Source organism: Flavobacterium sp. GSA192 (assembly GCF_006386525.1).
GTDB lineage: Bacteria > Bacteroidota > Bacteroidia > Flavobacteriales > Flavobacteriaceae > Flavobacterium > Flavobacterium commune.
This window is the reverse complement of record NZ_VAHC01000001.1, coordinates 501,568-517,927: the sequence shown is the minus strand read 5'-3', so window position 1 is coordinate 517,927 and position 16,360 is coordinate 501,568. Positions and strand designations below refer to the sequence as shown.

Genomic DNA, 16,360 nt, shown 5'->3' with positions numbered 1-16,360 from the left:
TTAATTTATTTTTGAGCTTCCTCTTTAATTTTGGCTATCGTTGCATCCGAATTAACACCCAAACCTTCTTGTTGATATGTCAGTTCTCCGTCGGCATTGAATACGCTGATAATATTGGAATGAGAAAAATCAATAGGGGATATTTTTTTATAATTTACTGCCAAAACTGCTGCAAACTCCCGGGTATTTTCTTCGGTTGAACGCAGAAAAACCCATTGATTGCTATCCATTTTATTTTCGACAGCAAAAGCTTTAAGACGTTTAGACGTATCTGTTTCCGGGTCAATACTTACCATAACCATTTTCACCTTGTCTTTAATCTTTTCGGGCAAACGCTGCTCGATATTACGCATATCTGCAACTAATCTAGGGCAGGCAGCTTTGCAGGAAGTATAAATCATCACCATGACCAGAACTTTTCCTTTCATATCTTTCATTTCGATATGCTGTCCGTTTTGATTGGTCCATTTGGAAGGAAGATTATAAATCGACAAATCTGAAATCGGCTTGTCTTTTACCGCTGCTTTTGCTTTTTGGTTGCAGGATTGTAATGTAATTGCCAACACAAATACTCCTAAAAAAAGCAAGCTAAGGATTCTTTTTTTTATTTTCTGACATTCCAATTTTGATTTCATCATCTTAAATTTTGAATGGGTTTCACTAGAGCAACTTTATCTTTAGCACAGCGAAATCCCAGATTTCTAGTAGTATATCTTGCTTTTAAACTGCCTCTAAATGCATAACGCATAAAGGCAGCATAATTCATCAAATCGGTGGCATTAACTGAACCGCTGCCACAAAACAAATTCTTATCGGTATCCTTGTCTTTTCTGGATTCACCGGAAAGAAAAATACTGTTGAAATCGGCCGTCCATTCCCAAACCAGTCCATGCATGTCGTAAACACCCCAATAATTTTTGAAGGTTTGCCCTATCGGATTGGCAAAGGTTTTCGGTTTTTCGTACCAGGACATGATGTATTTATTGAAATTTTCTTTGGTACGGGCATCAATACGCTTTTCATCGGCCATAGCAACATATTCCCATTCATCCATTGTGGGTAATCTTTTTCCCTGACATTCGCAGTATTTTTTAGCAGCAAACCAGGAAACATTGGTTACAGCTGCATTATCTAAATTGTTTTTTCCGTAATTGAAATCACTTTCCCATTGATTCAAATAACTTTTATCCGCAAAAAGTCCTTTCATTTTAGAACGGCTGTAAGCTGGATATTTTTTTACAAAAGCCAGATATTGTGCATTAGTTACCGGATACACATCTATACTGAAGGAGGTGACTTTAACCGGTTTTTTATTGGTAACTCCATAAAGAGGGACAAAGCTGCCCTCTTTTATGGATACCATTTTTACTTCTTGTGCAAAAAGAGTAGCCGTCAACAACATCAAAATGGCTGTTATTTTTTTTTGTAGAAACATAGATACTCTTTTTAAACAATTCGTAATTATCTTTGGGCTTTGACCATTGCTGGAGTAATCACTTTTTTGCTATTTCCCCAGCTTGAATAGACATAAGTTAGTACATCGGCAATTTGTTGATCACTTAATGCCTGAGCTGGCATGGCTCCACTAAATTTTTTCCCGTTTACAACTATAGGTCCATTTAATCCTTTTACCACTCCTTTGATAGCTCTGTTTACATCTTTGTTAAGATAATCAGATTTTGCTAATGGCGGAAAAGCTCCCGGTACTCCAGCACCTGTTGCCTGATGGCAAGCCACACAGGTTTGCATATAAACCGATTTCCCTTTAGTTGCATTTTGGCTATAGCCATACAAACCTACTCCCATCATTACGATGCTTAAAACATACTTTTTCATTGGTTTTTAATATTAAATTATTGTTTTTATTTTAATGTTCAGAAGCAACTTTAGGAGCTGGTTTTGCTCTAACTGCTTTTACTTTTGCAGGAGTTACAACTGTTTTATTATTACCCCAACTATTATATACATAGGTCAAAACATCAGCTACCTGCTCGTCTGTTAAATTTTGGCTGGTCATTACATTGTTGAATTTCTTGCCGTTTACTGTGATTTCTCCGCTCAATCCATGCAATACAGCACCAATTGCTCTATCCGGATTAGCATTTAGGAAATCAGATTTAGCCAATGGTGGAAAAGCATTAGGAATTCCCTGTCCTTCTAGTTGATGACAGGCAAAACAAGTTCTTTCATACAATCCTTTACCTGCTTTTATTTGTTCAGGAACTGTTTTGGCTACAGGAGCTTTTGCAACACCATTCGTTTTAGGCATGTTCTGGATTGTTCCTCCTTCCGGCAAATAAATTCCTTCTTGAATTGTTCCTGAATAAATTTTCTTATTTTCTTCTCCTTCAACTTTCAGCATCCCTAATGCTCCTTTATTGAAAGCCCTAAAAATGGAATGATCTACTAATATCAAAGTACCCGGAACATCAACTTTAAACTCTACAATGGCTGAACCACCGGCAGGTATCAAAGTAGTTTGGATATTTTTGTTAACCATATCTCCTCCTTCAATATGAACTTTGTCGAAAATTTCCCCAATTACGTGGAAAGAAGAGACCAAATTTGGACCTCCGTTACCCATATAAATACGAACGGTTTCACCCACTTTGGCTGTAATTGCTTTATCTCCGGCAACAGCACCTACTTTTCCATTGAAAACCACATAATCAGGCTCTTCTTTAATGGCTTTATTCATATCAAAAGGTTGAGAACCTTGTTCTCCATAACTTCCTTTGGTATAAAAATCACCCTGCATGATGTAGTATTCTTTGTCAACCGGAGGCAATCCTCCTTCTGGTTCTACCAATATCAAACCATACATTCCGTTAGCAATATGCATCCCTACAGGTGCTGTGGCACAGTGATAAACATACAATCCTGGATTTATGGTTTTGAAATTAAATACTTTTTCGTGTCCCGGTGCTACCAGAGACGATGTTGCTCCTCCACCTGGCCCGGTTACAGCATGCAAGTCGATGTTATGCGGCATTTTGTTATCCGGATGGTTTTTTAGATGAAACTCCACCTCATCACCCACTCTGGTTCTGATGAAACTTCCCGGTACAGATCCTCCAAATGTCCAATAGGTATATTTTACTCCATCGACCATTTCTCCTACTTCTTCTTTTATCTCCATATTGACAACCAATTTAGTAGCAGCACGATCTCCAACGGGTTTTGGCACAAATGGCGGAGCGGTTAGTTCGGCTTCTGTTCGTCCTTTTACTTTTATATCCTGATAATTTTGCGCTTCTTTTTTAGAACAAGCAAAAAAGAAAAAGACTGCAAATACTACCATAGGCAAAGCACTGTAATACTTACAAGAGTTAAATGTAGTTTTCATAAATTTCAAATTAAATTACTTTTTAATAAAGGACTTTTTTATCCTTTATTTAAGTATAAAATTAAAACTCACATTCTAATTAAAAACTGACAAATATCATCTTTATAAGTTTTTTTTAAGAATTATTTTTTAAGAAACAACAACAACAAAACCAACAGTCCCAGTGTTAGTAAAACACTCATTTTCCAGAAAATATTGGCTTTTTTTAATTCCATAAATTGATATACAACCAATAAAAATTTAACTGTAGCAAATCCTAAAACAAGACTAATCAACAGTTTGCTTATGGGTAAATATATAGAAAGTACCGCTGTAATAAGTGTAAAAAATAACAGCGAGATATAAGTAAAAATTAAAGATTTATTCATGATTAAAAAATTAGATATAAAACCGGAAACAACAATAACCAAATCAAATCGCACATATGCCAAAAAGCAGCGCAAGCCTCAACATCTTCAACCACAGTATCCGAATTTTTCTTGGTCATCCCGTAGTTTGTCCATCCTAAAATAACCAATCCGATGATGACATGAATAAGATGGAATCCCGTCAATAACCAATAAAATGTGTAAAACATATTGGTATCCAATGAAATTCCGCTTTCTATTTTATGGTAATATTCGACACTTTTTAGCAGCATAAATAAAATACCTCCCAGCATGGTCAACTTTAAATAAAAAGAAGCTTTTTTACTATTTCTTCCTTTAAACTCATGAACAGCTGCGGCCATAAACAAACCACTCGTTAATAAGAAAACCGTGTTTACAGCACCAAAAACCGTATTTAATTGCAAACGTGATTCATGAAACAAATCAGCTTCCTGATTGCCATAAAATACAAATGCTACCAATGCCATTCCGAAAGTAATGATTTCCAGAAAAATAATAATCCACATCAGGATGCCTCCCGGCGGATAATAAATGTTTTTATAATTTATTTCTTGTGTATTCATTCTAAAATTATTCCCAATCCAACAATCTTTTTTCTCCTTCTATTTTCTTAATATCCGTAATATCCTGTGACATTTCGATAACACCTCTGTAGTTTTTATCGGCATCTCTTACAGCAAAATAGCGAATGTAAATCAGACGTTCTTTATAATTTATCCAAAACGAAGATTCATTTTGTGTTCCTTTTCTAAATTCTTCTAAAATTTTCAGCACCGTTCCCACACTTTTGGGCGGATGACAAAATTTAACTTCACGCCCAATGATTCCGGAACTTCTGGGAAAAACACGTTCTTCTCCCCGATTATAAAAAATCACTCTGTCGTTTTCATCGACATAAGTCAAATCCAACGGCATCGTTTTAAAAAGCAAATTCACCTGCTCCACCGTCATATAGCCTTCATCATAATGGGAAGTGTTTTCTAAAGAAAAAGTCAGTTCTCTCGGAGTAACATCTTCAGCCGGATGAACGTATTCAACAGCCGGAAACGGAGCCGGAGTATTAGGCAACATCCAGCCAATTTCTTCCTCACCGACACGCATTTTTATCCAGTCTTCTTCGGAAAGTAAATCCAAAGCATTGGGAAATAAAACCGTTTCTTCCACATGCATCAAGCGATAAATCCCATCAACCAAAAATGGAGTGTTTGTACTTATTTTTTCGGGATTTTGAGTTTTAAGATAATAACGAATCAAACGAAATTGTTCTCTCAAATTATCATGAAAAGACCACATGCCCTGTGATGGTCCAACCCAGTTTTTCTTTTCCAAAAACGGAAAAAGCTGGTTTTCTTTTCGGGCAAATCGTTTTTCAATCGTGCACAATTCATTAAATACATTCGTATATTTTTGAAAATCTTCTTCAGGATTTGTATTTGATAATTCTTCTAAAAGAAAATGAATCAGATCATTTTCCTGAAAATATACCCTGATAGGGTGCCCTTCGGGAAGTCTTGTGGTATTAGAATCAGTGTTCATTGTACTATTATTTTTGATGTTTAATTTTTTCATACAATCGCACTAACGATTGCAATAATTCAACAGGGGTGGTTAAAATCTGATAGTGATTCTGCCCAAACATTTGCGGCAAATAATATTTCGCTTCGGCCTCAATGGCCAACGCATAGGAATTGATATTCTTTGAATTAAGTTCGCGAAGTGCCTGTTTCACATCGTTAATACCGTAGTTGCCTTCGTATTTGTCGTAATCATTCGGCTTTCCGTCAGAAATCAGGATTACCCATTTATTTTTGGTATTTCTTTTGTCAAGTCGGGCACCGGCATGGCGCAGAGCTGCCCCGATTCGGGTATAACCGCTAGGCTCAACAGCTCCGATTTTATGTTTGCCAATATTCCAATTTTCATCAAAATCCTTAATGGTCAAATAGGTCGAATAATTTCGGGTTTTCGAATAAAAACTGTCAATCGAAAAATCGATATTGAACTCGTTCAGGATTTCCCCAAAAAGAATGGAAACCTCTTTCTCCACATCAATCACCCGGTTTCCTGCGGCATATCCATCGCTGGAAAGGCTGATATCCAACAGAATCAGAATAGATAAATCTTTTTCTTTTTTACGGTTCGAAATATAAATTTTGTCCGAAGGCGTTCTTCGGGAATGCACATCGACATACAAATCGGTAATGGCATCAATATCAAATTCGTCGCCTTGGGTCTGGCGTTTTTGCTGTTGCATTTTGTTATTGACATTGGTCAACATTTTGCGCAAGCCCATCAAGATCGAAGCATTTTTGGCAATCGTCTTTTTGTAATAATCCGAATCGGTTTTTTGTTGTGATTTGGGATAGACTTTACAAAAATTCTCTTTGTAAATTCCTTTGCTGCAATCCCATTCGTTATAGGTCAGATGAAATCCTTTGGCATCCACTTCGGCACTTTCGGAGATTGAAGTGTTCTCAATAAAATCAGCCTGATAAACCGAATGAGCCGTATCATCCACGCGGACGGTGAATTTCATATTCAGCTCTTCCAAAGCTTCCTGATGGTCTTCCAATTCGTCCGAGCCATCAAAATCACGCCAGACGCCATTAAATTCTTCGGCCGTTTCTACCTTTTCAAAATTATGCAGCAAGACATAATCTTCCTGCTGTTTTTTGTCCAATTCCACCGTTTTAACTTCTTCCACCGCAGTTGCTTTTAAAGTAGTTGTAGGCTGGTTTTCGATTCCTTTTTTGGTCTTATCCGAGAAATTTTCGAGCACCGTTTCGGGATTTTGTTCTACCTCATTTTGCATCCATTTACCGTAAAGCCAGGAAAAATCAGGAGCTTTTTTTTCAGTTGCTTGCTGAATAAAATGTTCTCTGGCCTGGGCATGAAAGTTTTCGTCAAGAGCATAATCTTCGAATACAATTTTCAAAATCGCATTAGAAGTTTCTAATGCTTTTTGCTGCGAAAGCTCCAATGACGGTTCTTTTTCTTCGAAAGTCCAATTGAGATTCAAACGTTGTTGGACGCTTAAAAACAATATCCGGAAAAGATAAAAAGTGTGGTTTTGTTCTTTGGTTGAAAATTCGGCAAAGGAAATCGGAAGGAAAAAATTATTGTTTTTATAACCTCCTTCGCGTTCGGCTGGAAAAATTTCGATAGGATTGCCTGTTAAAGCCCTTGCCAAAATAGTCAGCCGCGGTTTAATTTCGCTAAGGCTAACCGTTCTTGCCAGAATTTCGGGATGTACTTTTCTACTTTTTTTTAAGTGTTTAAAGAATTTCCCAACTAAATATTCATCTATTTCGAAACCCATTTTCAAAAAGTTTTTGATTTTTTAGTTAATGGTTTGTGGTTCTGTAAACTATAAACAACAAACTATCAACACTTTTTCATATCATCAAATTGCACAAATCTTTGAGTGCTTCCAGTGTTTGTAAGTCATCTGTCAGGGGTTCTACAATTGCCACATGAACAGACAAACGTTTGGGTAATCCGCTGTGGATGATTTTTGCGGCATCTACCAACAGTCGTGTAGAAACCGTTTCCGTCAATCCTAATTCGGTCAGGTTTCGGATTTTATTTCCAATGGCCACCAGTTTTTTAGCCGTATCCGTATCGATATCGGTTTCATTAACCAAAATCTCGGTTTCGATTTTGGGTTCGGGATAATCAAACGACACCGCAATAAAACGTTGGCGTGTGGAAGGTTTCAGTTCTTTAAAACCTCTTTGATAACCCGGATTGAAGGAAGCCACCAACATAAAATCCTCGTGTGCTTTCAACGTTTCTCCCAGTTTATCAATAAACAATTCGCGTCTATGATCGGTCAGGGAGTGAATAGCGACAATCACATCGGGACGGGCTTCGGCCACCTCATCCAGATATATAATCGCCCCTTCTTTTACAGCAGTGGTCAACGGACCGTCCAACCAGACGGTTTCGGCTCCTTTGATGATAAACCGACCTATTAAATCCGTAGAAGAGGTTTCTTCATGACAGCTGATAGTGATGATTTTTTTATCCAGTTGATGCGCCATAAATTCCACAAAACGGGATTTCCCCGTTCCGGTTGGTCCTTTCAATAAAAAAGGAATTTTGTTTTTATATGCCTGGTTAAAAACGTCTATCTCTTTGCCAACAGCATGATAATAGGGCGTATTTATTAAAGTTTCTACTAACATATTTTTAAAATTTTAGAAAAAAACCGGAACGTCAAACCATTGTCTTTCTGGAAATGCAGTTCTAAAAAACGCTCGTTATCGTTCCGGTAAAAAAAAAGGGATTCGGTTAGTTATTTTAGCTCTATGGCTTCATCCGAAGGACGGCCATATTTAAAGAAATCATAAATGAAGAGGCTTATTCCGGTGGTAAACATCGTAGCGCAAATAAGCAGTACTACAAAATGGATACTGATTTCGTTTTGAACGGCCATAAATTCCATTTTCATTTTGCGTTCCAAATAAACCTGGGCCACACCTGCAACCCCAAAGGCTACAGTCATTCCCAGCATTCCAACATTGGACAACCAAAATGCTGTATTTCCTTGTGTAGTATTGTAGCGTTTTCTACCCGTTAAATTAGGAAGTGCATAGCTTATAATTGCAAGAACAATCATGGCGTAAGCACCCCAAAACGCATAATGTCCGTGCATAGCCGTTACCAATGTTCCATGTGTGTATAAATTAGTTTGGGGCAAAGTGTGTGCAAACCCTAGTAAACCAGCACCAATAAATGAAACAATAGAAGCACCAATGGTCCAGAATAAGGCTATTTTGTTTGGATGGCTTTTTTCGCCTTTACGGTACATATTCACGGCAAACAATGCCATCGCCAGAAAAGCCAAAGGTTCTAAGGCAGAGAAAATTCCCCCCACGATTAACCAAATTTTATTCACCCCGATGAAATAATAGTGATGTCCTGTTCCCAACACTCCGGAAAGGAAAGTTAAACCAACAATTACATACAACCATTTCTCGATTACTTCTCGGTCAACACCCGTTAATTTGATTAACAGGAACGAAAGAATACCTCCCATAATCAACTCCCAAACTCCTTCAACCCAAAGATGTACTACCCACCAACGGAAGAATGAATCCATTACCTGACTGTCAAACCAAATCATTCCCGGCAGGTACAATAAGGCGGCAAACAACAATCCCATGGATAAAACCAAAGCCGTGGTTGTCTGGCGTTTTCCTTTGAATAGCGTTCCCAGAATTAATCCCAGAAAAAGCAATACATTAATCACTACCAGAAAGTCCAATTCTCTGGGAATCTCCAAGAATTTTCTACCTTCCCAATGGTTGAAGTGAAAGCCAACAATGGCTACAACTCCTACCACCGCTAGAGAAATTAATTGTACATAAGCCCACTTGACGCTGATTAATTCTCGTTGGGCCTCTTCGGGAATAATGTAATAAGCGGCTCCCATAAAACCGGTCAATAACCAAACCACCAACAAATTGGTATGTACGGCACGTGCCGTATTAAAGGGAATAATGTCGTGTAATCCTTGTATTCCTATACGGTCGAAGCCCATGATAAAACCATAGATAATTTGCAGGGAGAACAAAAGCATACACAGTGCAAAAAACCAATAGGCCACTTTTTGTGATTTATATTTCATAATAATACGTTTTAATTATTTTCTTTGGCTAAAGGCGAAACAATTCGGTCAAAACCATTTAAATCTATTTTTCCAACCCATTTAAAGTAGGCTACCAATGCATCGGCATCTTTTTCGTTCATGTGGTAGGCTACCATTTTTCGACCACTAGGTGCCCAGGGTACCGGCGACATTAAGGCTGCTTTGACATAGCCTTCCCCTCTTCGGTCGAGTACTTTTGTCAATTCGGGAGCATAATAGCCTCCTTCTCCCATGATCGAATGACATCCCATACAGTTGTTGGTTTCCCAAAGTTCTTTTCCCCGTACTACCTTTTTGTCAATCTTAGTGTAGTTTGTTTGATCGTTTCTGGGCATAAAGGAATAAACGGTCAATCCTATAAAGATTAAAAAAGTGACCAATGTCCCACCCAAAAAAAATGCTCTTGCCTGTGATTTTGAAAGCATACTTAATTCGTTTTTTAGTTAATAAATGTAGATTTTTAAATAAAGGACAAAAACATCCTTTATTTGATATTGCAAAGAAAAGATTGATATGAAATATAGAATATGATTTAAATCATATTCTATATTTTTTATTATTCCTAAAATTACAGTCACAAACAAGGGCAACTAATCGAAGCTCATTTAACTGATTACAAATCATTTAAAAAACAAAACTTAGCGAAAATCAATTTAGGACAATTTTATCCTTTTTACAAAGAGATTATTTAATTTTTAAACTTAAAAACAACAATTATGGAAACATTAGAAAAAACAACAATTGGAGAATATGTAGCAAAAGATTTTAGAACAGCAGCTATTTTTTCAAAATACGGAATTGATTTTTGTTGCAAAGGCAACCGAACAATCGAACAAGCCTGTGAAAAAAAATTCATTGATGCGAATGAAATACAAGAAGAAATTAACGCTGTTTTGGCAACAAAAAACGACAATACCATCGACTTCCAATCCTGGCCAATGGATTTATTGGTGGACTATATTGAGAAAACCCATCACCGTTATGTGGAAGACAAAACCCAGATTTTACTTCCTTTCTTAGACAAACTATGTAAAGTGCATGGAGCAAGCCATCCGGAACTGTTTGAAATCAACGAACTTTTCATAGGCTGTGCGGGGGAACTGGCGCAACACATGAAAAAGGAAGAACTGATTTTATTTCCTTTCATCAAAAAATTGGTCAAAGCCAGTCTTAGCGATGAACTGATTCAGCAACCACATTTTGGGACGGTAGAAAACCCGATTGCCATGATGATGCACGAGCACGATGCCGAAGGAGAGCGTTTCCGCAAAATTGCCGAATTGACCAATAATTATACACCGCCGGCAGATGCCTGTAATACCTACAAAGTAACCTTTGCCATGCTTCAGGAATTCGAGCAGGATTTACACAAACACATCCATCTGGAAAATAACATCTTGTTCCCAAAAGCAGTCGCATTGGAGAAAAAATTCTCAGAACAATAATAAAAACCAAATAAGTAAACAGAGTGTTCGCATTGAAAAAAAAGTTGGACACGAATTTCACCAATTGTCACTAATTCTTAATCAATTAAAAATCAAATAACACAAATTTCTATCTGCCTTTGACAGATTCGTGAAATTAAAACGGGGTGTAGTTTGTGTTTATTTGTGTAATTCGTGGTGAAAAATTTTAAATGCGAATGCCTTCATAAGTAAATCAAAATCATCAAATGCTATGGAAAAATATGTTATCAAAAGAAACGGCGAATACAAACCCTTTGAGAGTTTTAAAATAAAGGATGCCATTGAAAAAAGTTTCAACAGTGTCAATGTAGTATTTGATGAAAATATTTTCAAAACCATTTTACAAGGCCTGGAAACCAAAGAAACCTGGGCGGTAGAGGAAATTCAGGATTTGATTGAAAAAACGCTTTTCGAGAAACACTATTTTGAAGTCATGCGTTCGTTTATGTTGTTTCGACATACCCGTAAACTGCAACGCGAGCATATTGATGGTCTTAATGAGGACACCACTTATGTAGACAGTACCCAAACTATCGAAGAATATATCGAACAAACCGATTGGCGCATCAATGCCAATGCGAATACCTCCTACTCTAATGCCGGTTTGGTCAACAATGTGGCGGGAAAAATCATTGCCAATTATTGGCTGGATAAAGTTTATACCAAAGAAGAAGGCTATGCACACCGCAATGGTGACATCCATATTCACGATTTAGACTGCTTGACAGGCTATTGCGCCGGCTGGAGTTTACGCGTATTACTCAACGAAGGTTTTAACGGCGTGAGAGGTCGCGTGGAAAGCAAAGCGCCTTCACATTTCAGGGAAGCTTTAGGACAAATGGCTAATTTTCTTGGAATTTTACAGAGCGAATGGGCTGGAGCGCAGGCTTTCAGTTCGTTTGACACCTATCTGGCTCCTTATGTTTTCAAGGATAATTTATCGTTTGATGATGTGCTGAAAGCGGTTCGCAGTTTTGTGTACAACCTGAATGTGCCTGCCCGTTGGGGACAATCGCCTTTTACCAATATCACTTTGGACTGGGTCGTGCCCGAAGATTTGAAAACACAAATCCCGACGAAAAATGATTTGCATTTTTTTGAAGGAAACTTTAATTATGATCTTTTGGTTCGAGCGAAAGAAAGAGGGGTCTTAAAACTAACCGATTTGCGTTACGAGCATTTTCAACCCGAAATGAACCTCATCAACAAAGCTTATTACACCGTAATGACTGAAGGTGATGCCAATGGACAGCCATTTACGTTCCCGATTCCAACGGTAAATATCACCGAGGAATTTGACTGGAACGGCGAAAATACCGAATTGCTTTTTGAAAATACAGCCAAGATTGGATCTTCCTATTTCCAAAATTTTATCGGAAGCCAATATGTTTTGGATGAAAATGGCAATAAAGAAGAAAATCCGAATGCTTATAAACCCAATGCAGTGCGTTCTATGTGCTGCCGTTTGCAACTGGATTTGCGCGAACTCTTAAAACGCGGTAATGGACTTTTTGGAAGTGCCGAAATGACCGGAAGCATTGGAGTGGTAACCATCAACATGGCGCGTTTAGGGTATTTACACAAAGGAAACAAAACCGAATTGTTCAAACAATTAGACCGATTATTATCTATTTCGAAATCGACTCTGGAGAAAAAAAGAGTGTTCATTCAGGAAATGTACGACCGTGGTTTGTATCCGTATACGAAACGTTATTTGCCTCATTTCAGAAATCATTTTTCAACAATCGGGGTAAACGGGATGAACGAAATGATTATCAATTTTACTGAAAACCAAAACGATATCACGACCGCATCCGGAATTGCATTTGCTTCTGAAATATTAGACCATATCCGCAACCGAATGAGAGAATTTCAGGAACAAACCGGAAATTTATACAATCTGGAAGCGACTCCTGCCGAAGGAACTACCTATCGTTTTGCCAAGGAAGACCGGAAACGCTTTACCGATATTTATCAGGCAGGACAGGAAAATAACATCTATTATACCAACAGTTCCCAAATTCCGGTGAATCACACCGAAGATCCTTTTGAAGCCTTGTTTCTTCAGGACGAATTGCAATGCAAATACACCGGAGGAACGGTATTGCACTTGTACATGAGCGAAAGAATCAGTTCGCCCGAAGCCTGTAAAAAATTTGTCAAGAAAGTGATTAGCAATTTCAAATTGCCTTACATCACCGTAACGCCAGTATTTAGTGTGTGCCCGGTACATGGCTATTTGAATGGCGAACACGAATATTGTCCAAAATGTGATGATCTTTTATTAATAGAAAAAAATTAAGAGTTAAGTATCAGCTATCGAAAATTGGTAACCAACTCTTTACTCATAACTTTTAACACATAACTCATAACTCCACAAAATATGAAAACAGCCACTAATCCCATTTTAGAAGAAAAACAGCATTTAAGAACCAAATGCTTAGTGTACACCCGCGTTATGGGCTACCACCGACCTGTAGAGAGTTTCAACATTGGTAAAAAAGGCGAGCACAAACAACGCACTCATTTCAATGAAGAAAAATGTTAGCACCCCTATTTACAGCATAACCCCTTTTACGTTATTAGATTATGCGCATCAATCAGCCTGTATCCTTTGGTTTGCAGGCTGTAATATGCGTTGTCTCTACTGCTACAACCCGGAAATTGTATTGGGAAAAGGAAGTATTTCTTTCGAAAAAGCACTTGGCTTTCTTCGCTCCCGAAAAATTTTATTAGACGGAGTGGTTTTCAGCGGAGGCGAATGTTTGCTGCATAAAAACATCATAGAATTAATTGCTGAAGTCAAAAAAATGGGCTTTCTGGTCAAAATCGACACTAATGGTTCCCAACCCAAAGTCTTAAAAACACTAATCGAAAACCAATTAATTGATTATGTAGCTTTAGATTTTAAGGCTCTGCCCGAGCACTTTGAAAAAATAACCCAATCCACACTTTTTTCTGCTTTTGAAAAGTCCTTACATTTATTGCTGGAAAGCCAGCTTCCGTTCGAGGTTCGTACCACTGTTCATTCAGAATTAATTAGAGAAAAAGACATTCAACTAATGATTGCGTATTTAGAAAATAAAAAATATTCTGGGAATTATTACATCCAGTATTTTGTAAATGATGTAAAAACCTTGGCCAAATTAGGACATTCGTTCCGGGAATTAGACAGCCAAAAACTCTCTACTTCGAAAATTAAAGTTTGTATTAGAAAATAATTTCTGAAAAAATGAATCATCATCTGCTATTAATCATTCATCTCTTAAGTGCCGCAATATGGGTTGGCGGACATTTATTACTTTGTTTTGCCTATTTACCTCAGGCATTCAGGGAAAAAGACCCCAAAATCATTTTAAATTACGAAAGGAAATACGAGGCAGTAGGAATGACTTCGCTCTTTTTCTTAGTAACTACCGGCATTATGATAGCTTACAAATACGGTGTGAGCATCCATTTTTGGTTTCAATTTGCTTCACCCATTGAGAAAGTTGTCTCTTCAAAATTGATTTTATTATTGCTAACCGTAGCCTTTGCATTAAGCGCACAATTTAGAGTGATACCAAGATTAAAAAATGATTCCACTCACTTATCCGAAATGATTTTTCATATTGTATCGGTGACAACAATTGGTGTTTTAATGCTTATTTTTGGATCATTCATACGATTTGGAGGTTTTTAAAAATTGCTACACCAATAGGCAATATTTATTTTAGAGGATAACTATGCAAAAATCTTGGCTTTTAACCTGCTTTTTCAATTTCTTTATTGCAGCATTCATGGGATTGCTGCTTCGGTTGCTCTATGTATTCCCTGTTGAAATTATAAATTATCAGTTTTTATTACACGGACATTCTCATGTTGCCATGCTAGGCTGGGTTTATCTGATGATTTACAGTTTGATTGTTCATTTTTTTATCCCAAAAACAACACAGCAAAAACCCGTTTACAACCGATTATTTTGGCTAACTGAAATAGCTGTTATTGGCATGATGTTTCGTTTTCCTGTTGAAGGATATGCTTTCTTTTCGATTGCATTTTCTACACTTCATATTTTTTGCAGTTATTATTTCTGCCGATTGGTATGGAAAGACGCCCATACCGATTCGCTGCCGGAAAAATTACTTTTGAAAACTGCTTTATTTTTCATGATTTTATCGACTCTGGGGGTTTGGTGTTTGGGACCGGCAGTTGGATTGCTTGGTAAAGCCAGTGCTTTTTACCAAATTGCCATTCAGTTCTTCCTGCATTTCCAATTCAACGGTTGGTTTCTTTTTGCCGTTTTAGCCTTGTTTTTTCATCAATTAAAAGCAAATATCAACGAAAAGCAATTTCGATTATGCTACAAATTGTTAGTCACAGCCACCATTTTCACTTTGGCTTTACCGGTAAGTTGGTATCTTTCTAATCCTGTTTTTCATTGGATAAACAGCATAGGAGTACTATTGCAACTGCTTTCTTTTATTCTTTTTATTCAAATAATCCGACCATATTTTCAAACTTTCTACACCGCTTTAAAAGCTATTGAAAAATTACTTTATGGTTTTGCTTTAACTTCATTATTGTTAAAAATTGTTATTCAATTAGTGGTTTTAATTCCTGAATTGGCTCAAATTTCACATCAAATTCGAAATTTTGTAATTGGTTATATTCACCTGACTATGTTAGGGATTATCAGCGGTTTTTTGTTTGCTTTCCTATTAAAAAATTCTTTTTTAAACGGACAGAAAAAATTATCCAATTGGGGAATAAAACTATTTATTTTTGGTTTTGTACTAACCGAATTGCTGTTATTTGGACAAGGCATTTATCTCTTTTTAGAGAAAGGACAATTCCCTATGTATTTCCAAAACCTATTTTTTACTAGCATTTTCTTACCTGTAGCTATTTTAATGCTTATTTTTAGCCTTTTTAAAGGCATAATTAAATCACATAAATACTGAAAATTGAGTCGAATAATAACGCTTATTTTCTATAAATTTGTAAAAAACTAATTATGTTCTCTAAAACCTGCGAATATGGGATTCGAGCGACTATTTTTATTGCATCCGAATCTTATCAAAATAATAGATCCGGTCTAAAAGATATTGCCAAAAAGATAGATTCTCCCGAGGCTTTTACGGCCAAGATTTTACAGATTTTATCTAAAAACAATATTATCAATTCTATCAAAGGTGTGGGTGGTGGATTTGAAATTCCAAAAGAAAAAATGAGTCAGATAAAATTGTCTCAGATTGTAACTGCACTCGAAGGTGATTCTGTTTTTACAGGATGTGGTTTAGGCTTAAGCCATTGCTCAGAAACACACCCTTGTCCGGTACATGAGAAATTCAAATCCATCCGAAATGAATTGGCTTTTATGTTAGAGAATACTAATTTAGAGGAATTGGCAATGGGAATTAAATCAGGAGATACTTTTTTAAGGTATTAACTTTTTAAATAAATTAGCTTTACAAAAACAAAACAACAAACAACAACATATTACAATTAAACACTTGTTATCAAT

The 16,360-nt window shown here is 36.9% G+C and carries 17 protein-coding genes and 1 pseudogene; 7 read left to right on the top strand and 11 right to left on the bottom strand.

What is annotated here, in order from left to right; genetic code table 11:
* Window positions 1–5 precede the first annotated feature (5 nt).
* The 11 genes and pseudogenes from FDM27_RS02190 to FDM27_RS02140 all read right to left on the bottom strand — a co-directional run bounded on the left by FDM27_RS02190 (window position 6) and on the right by FDM27_RS02140 (window position 9,813).
* Entirely contained in the window at window positions 6–638 is a 633-nt protein-coding gene (locus FDM27_RS02190; protein ID WP_255510441.1) for an SCO family protein, read from the bottom strand.
* Window positions 635–1,435, bottom strand: a complete 801-nt coding sequence (locus FDM27_RS02185; protein ID WP_140485010.1) for a formylglycine-generating enzyme family protein — start codon at window positions 1,433–1,435, stop codon at window positions 635–637. The genes FDM27_RS02190 and FDM27_RS02185 overlap by 4 nt, the downstream gene beginning before the upstream one ends.
* Before the next feature lie 26 nt (window positions 1,436–1,461).
* Window positions 1,462–1,782: pseudogene (locus FDM27_RS02180) on the bottom strand (c-type cytochrome); the annotation flags it as partial.
* Window positions 1,783–1,867: 85 nt separating this feature from the next.
* Window positions 1,868–3,301, bottom strand: a complete 1,434-nt coding sequence (gene nirK, locus FDM27_RS02175; protein WP_255510469.1) for a copper-containing nitrite reductase — start codon at window positions 3,299–3,301, stop codon at window positions 1,868–1,870.
* Window positions 3,302–3,468: 167 nt separating this feature from the next.
* Window positions 3,469–3,714 (bottom strand): cytochrome C oxidase subunit IV family protein, encoded by a 246-nt coding sequence (locus FDM27_RS02170; protein WP_140485008.1) that lies wholly within the window; start codon window positions 3,712–3,714, stop codon window positions 3,469–3,471.
* A gap of 2 nt (window positions 3,715–3,716) precedes the next feature.
* The gene (locus tag FDM27_RS02165; RefSeq protein ID WP_140485007.1) at window positions 3,717–4,298 is read right to left on the bottom strand and encodes a cytochrome c oxidase subunit 3; all 582 of its coding nucleotides are present in this window, start codon (window positions 4,296–4,298) and stop codon (window positions 3,717–3,719) included.
* Window positions 4,299–4,305: 7 nt separating this feature from the next.
* A complete protein-coding gene (locus FDM27_RS02160) occupies window positions 4,306–5,271 on the bottom strand; it encodes a DUF438 domain-containing protein (RefSeq protein WP_140485006.1) in 966 nt (321 codons plus the stop codon).
* Window positions 5,272–5,278: 7 nt separating this feature from the next.
* Window positions 5,279–7,054 (bottom strand): nitric oxide reductase activation protein NorD, encoded by a 1,776-nt coding sequence (locus tag FDM27_RS02155; RefSeq protein WP_140485005.1) that lies wholly within the window; start codon window positions 7,052–7,054, stop codon window positions 5,279–5,281.
* A gap of 76 nt (window positions 7,055–7,130) precedes the next feature.
* The gene (locus tag FDM27_RS02150; protein WP_140485004.1) at window positions 7,131–7,922 is read right to left on the bottom strand and encodes a CbbQ/NirQ/NorQ/GpvN family protein; all 792 of its coding nucleotides are present in this window, start codon (window positions 7,920–7,922) and stop codon (window positions 7,131–7,133) included.
* Between the two features lie 110 nt (window positions 7,923–8,032).
* Window positions 8,033–9,367, bottom strand: coding sequence for a cbb3-type cytochrome c oxidase subunit I (locus FDM27_RS02145; protein ID WP_140485003.1), 1,335 nt, complete (start codon window positions 9,365–9,367; stop codon window positions 8,033–8,035).
* A gap of 11 nt (window positions 9,368–9,378) precedes the next feature.
* The gene (locus tag FDM27_RS02140) at window positions 9,379–9,813 is read right to left on the bottom strand and encodes a c-type cytochrome (protein WP_140485002.1); all 435 of its coding nucleotides are present in this window, start codon (window positions 9,811–9,813) and stop codon (window positions 9,379–9,381) included.
* A 291-nt stretch (window positions 9,814–10,104) separates the two neighbouring features.
* Between FDM27_RS02140 and ric the strand changes: the two genes are divergently transcribed.
* The 7 genes from ric to FDM27_RS02105 all read left to right on the top strand — a co-directional run bounded on the left by ric (window position 10,105) and on the right by FDM27_RS02105 (window position 16,285).
* A complete protein-coding gene (ric, locus tag FDM27_RS02135) occupies window positions 10,105–10,833 on the top strand; it encodes an iron-sulfur cluster repair di-iron protein (RefSeq protein ID WP_140485001.1) in 729 nt (242 codons plus the stop codon).
* A 232-nt stretch (window positions 10,834–11,065) separates the two neighbouring features.
* A complete protein-coding gene (locus tag FDM27_RS02130; RefSeq protein WP_071186333.1) occupies window positions 11,066–13,156 on the top strand; it encodes a ribonucleoside triphosphate reductase in 2,091 nt (696 codons plus the stop codon).
* An 81-nt stretch (window positions 13,157–13,237) separates the two neighbouring features.
* Window positions 13,238–13,402, top strand: a complete 165-nt coding sequence (gene nrdD / locus FDM27_RS02125) for an anaerobic ribonucleoside-triphosphate reductase (protein WP_128194331.1) — start codon at window positions 13,238–13,240, stop codon at window positions 13,400–13,402.
* On the top strand, window positions 13,386–14,075 hold the full coding sequence (locus FDM27_RS02120; protein ID WP_140485000.1) for an anaerobic ribonucleoside-triphosphate reductase activating protein: 690 nt from the start codon (window positions 13,386–13,388) through the stop codon (window positions 14,073–14,075). The genes nrdD and FDM27_RS02120 overlap by 17 nt, the downstream gene beginning before the upstream one ends.
* Window positions 14,076–14,086: 11 nt before the next feature.
* Window positions 14,087–14,536 carry a CopD family protein gene (locus tag FDM27_RS02115; RefSeq protein WP_071185110.1) on the top strand — a complete coding sequence of 150 codons (450 nt, stop codon included), beginning with the start codon at window positions 14,087–14,089 and terminating at the stop codon, window positions 14,534–14,536.
* A 43-nt stretch (window positions 14,537–14,579) separates the two neighbouring features.
* Window positions 14,580–15,797 carry a hypothetical protein gene (locus FDM27_RS02110; protein ID WP_140484999.1) on the top strand — a complete coding sequence of 406 codons (1,218 nt, stop codon included), beginning with the start codon at window positions 14,580–14,582 and terminating at the stop codon, window positions 15,795–15,797.
* A gap of 53 nt (window positions 15,798–15,850) precedes the next feature.
* Window positions 15,851–16,285 (top strand): RrF2 family transcriptional regulator, encoded by a 435-nt coding sequence (locus FDM27_RS02105; protein ID WP_140484998.1) that lies wholly within the window; start codon window positions 15,851–15,853, stop codon window positions 16,283–16,285.
* Window positions 16,286–16,360: the final 75 nt, after the last annotated feature.

What these genes read in the sequence shown, in the direction of transcription:
- FDM27_RS02190 (WP_255510441.1), bottom strand. Translation starts at nt 638, where the DNA reads ATGATGAAATCAAAATTGGAATGTCAGAAAATAAAAAAAAGAATCCTT.
- FDM27_RS02185 (WP_140485010.1), bottom strand. Translation starts at nt 1,435, where the DNA reads ATGTTTCTACAAAAAAAAATAACAGCCATTTTGATGTTGTTGACGGCT.
- nirK (WP_255510469.1), bottom strand. Translation starts at nt 3,301, where the DNA reads ATGGTAGTATTTGCAGTCTTTTTCTTTTTTGCTTGTTCTAAAAAAGAA.
- FDM27_RS02170 (WP_140485008.1), bottom strand. Translation starts at nt 3,714, where the DNA reads ATGAATAAATCTTTAATTTTTACTTATATCTCGCTGTTATTTTTTACA.
- FDM27_RS02165 (WP_140485007.1), bottom strand. Translation starts at nt 4,298, where the DNA reads ATGAATACACAAGAAATAAATTATAAAAACATTTATTATCCGCCGGGA.
- FDM27_RS02160 (WP_140485006.1), bottom strand. Translation starts at nt 5,271, where the DNA reads ATGAACACTGATTCTAATACCACAAGACTTCCCGAAGGGCACCCTATC.
- FDM27_RS02155 (WP_140485005.1), bottom strand. Translation starts at nt 7,054, where the DNA reads ATGGGTTTCGAAATAGATGAATATTTAGTTGGGAAATTCTTTAAACAC.
- FDM27_RS02150 (WP_140485004.1), bottom strand. Translation starts at nt 7,922, where the DNA reads ATGTTAGTAGAAACTTTAATAAATACGCCCTATTATCATGCTGTTGGC.
- FDM27_RS02145 (WP_140485003.1), bottom strand. Translation starts at nt 9,367, where the DNA reads ATGAAATATAAATCACAAAAAGTGGCCTATTGGTTTTTTGCACTGTGT.
- FDM27_RS02140 (WP_140485002.1), bottom strand. Translation starts at nt 9,813, where the DNA reads ATGCTTTCAAAATCACAGGCAAGAGCATTTTTTTTGGGTGGGACATTG.
- ric (WP_140485001.1), top strand. Translation starts at nt 10,105, where the DNA reads ATGGAAACATTAGAAAAAACAACAATTGGAGAATATGTAGCAAAAGAT.
- FDM27_RS02130 (WP_071186333.1), top strand. Translation starts at nt 11,066, where the DNA reads ATGGAAAAATATGTTATCAAAAGAAACGGCGAATACAAACCCTTTGAG.
- nrdD (WP_128194331.1), top strand. Translation starts at nt 13,238, where the DNA reads ATGAAAACAGCCACTAATCCCATTTTAGAAGAAAAACAGCATTTAAGA.
- FDM27_RS02120 (WP_140485000.1), top strand. Translation starts at nt 13,386, where the DNA reads ATGAAGAAAAATGTTAGCACCCCTATTTACAGCATAACCCCTTTTACG.
- FDM27_RS02115 (WP_071185110.1), top strand. Translation starts at nt 14,087, where the DNA reads ATGAATCATCATCTGCTATTAATCATTCATCTCTTAAGTGCCGCAATA.
- FDM27_RS02110 (WP_140484999.1), top strand. Translation starts at nt 14,580, where the DNA reads ATGCAAAAATCTTGGCTTTTAACCTGCTTTTTCAATTTCTTTATTGCA.
- FDM27_RS02105 (WP_140484998.1), top strand. Translation starts at nt 15,851, where the DNA reads ATGTTCTCTAAAACCTGCGAATATGGGATTCGAGCGACTATTTTTATT.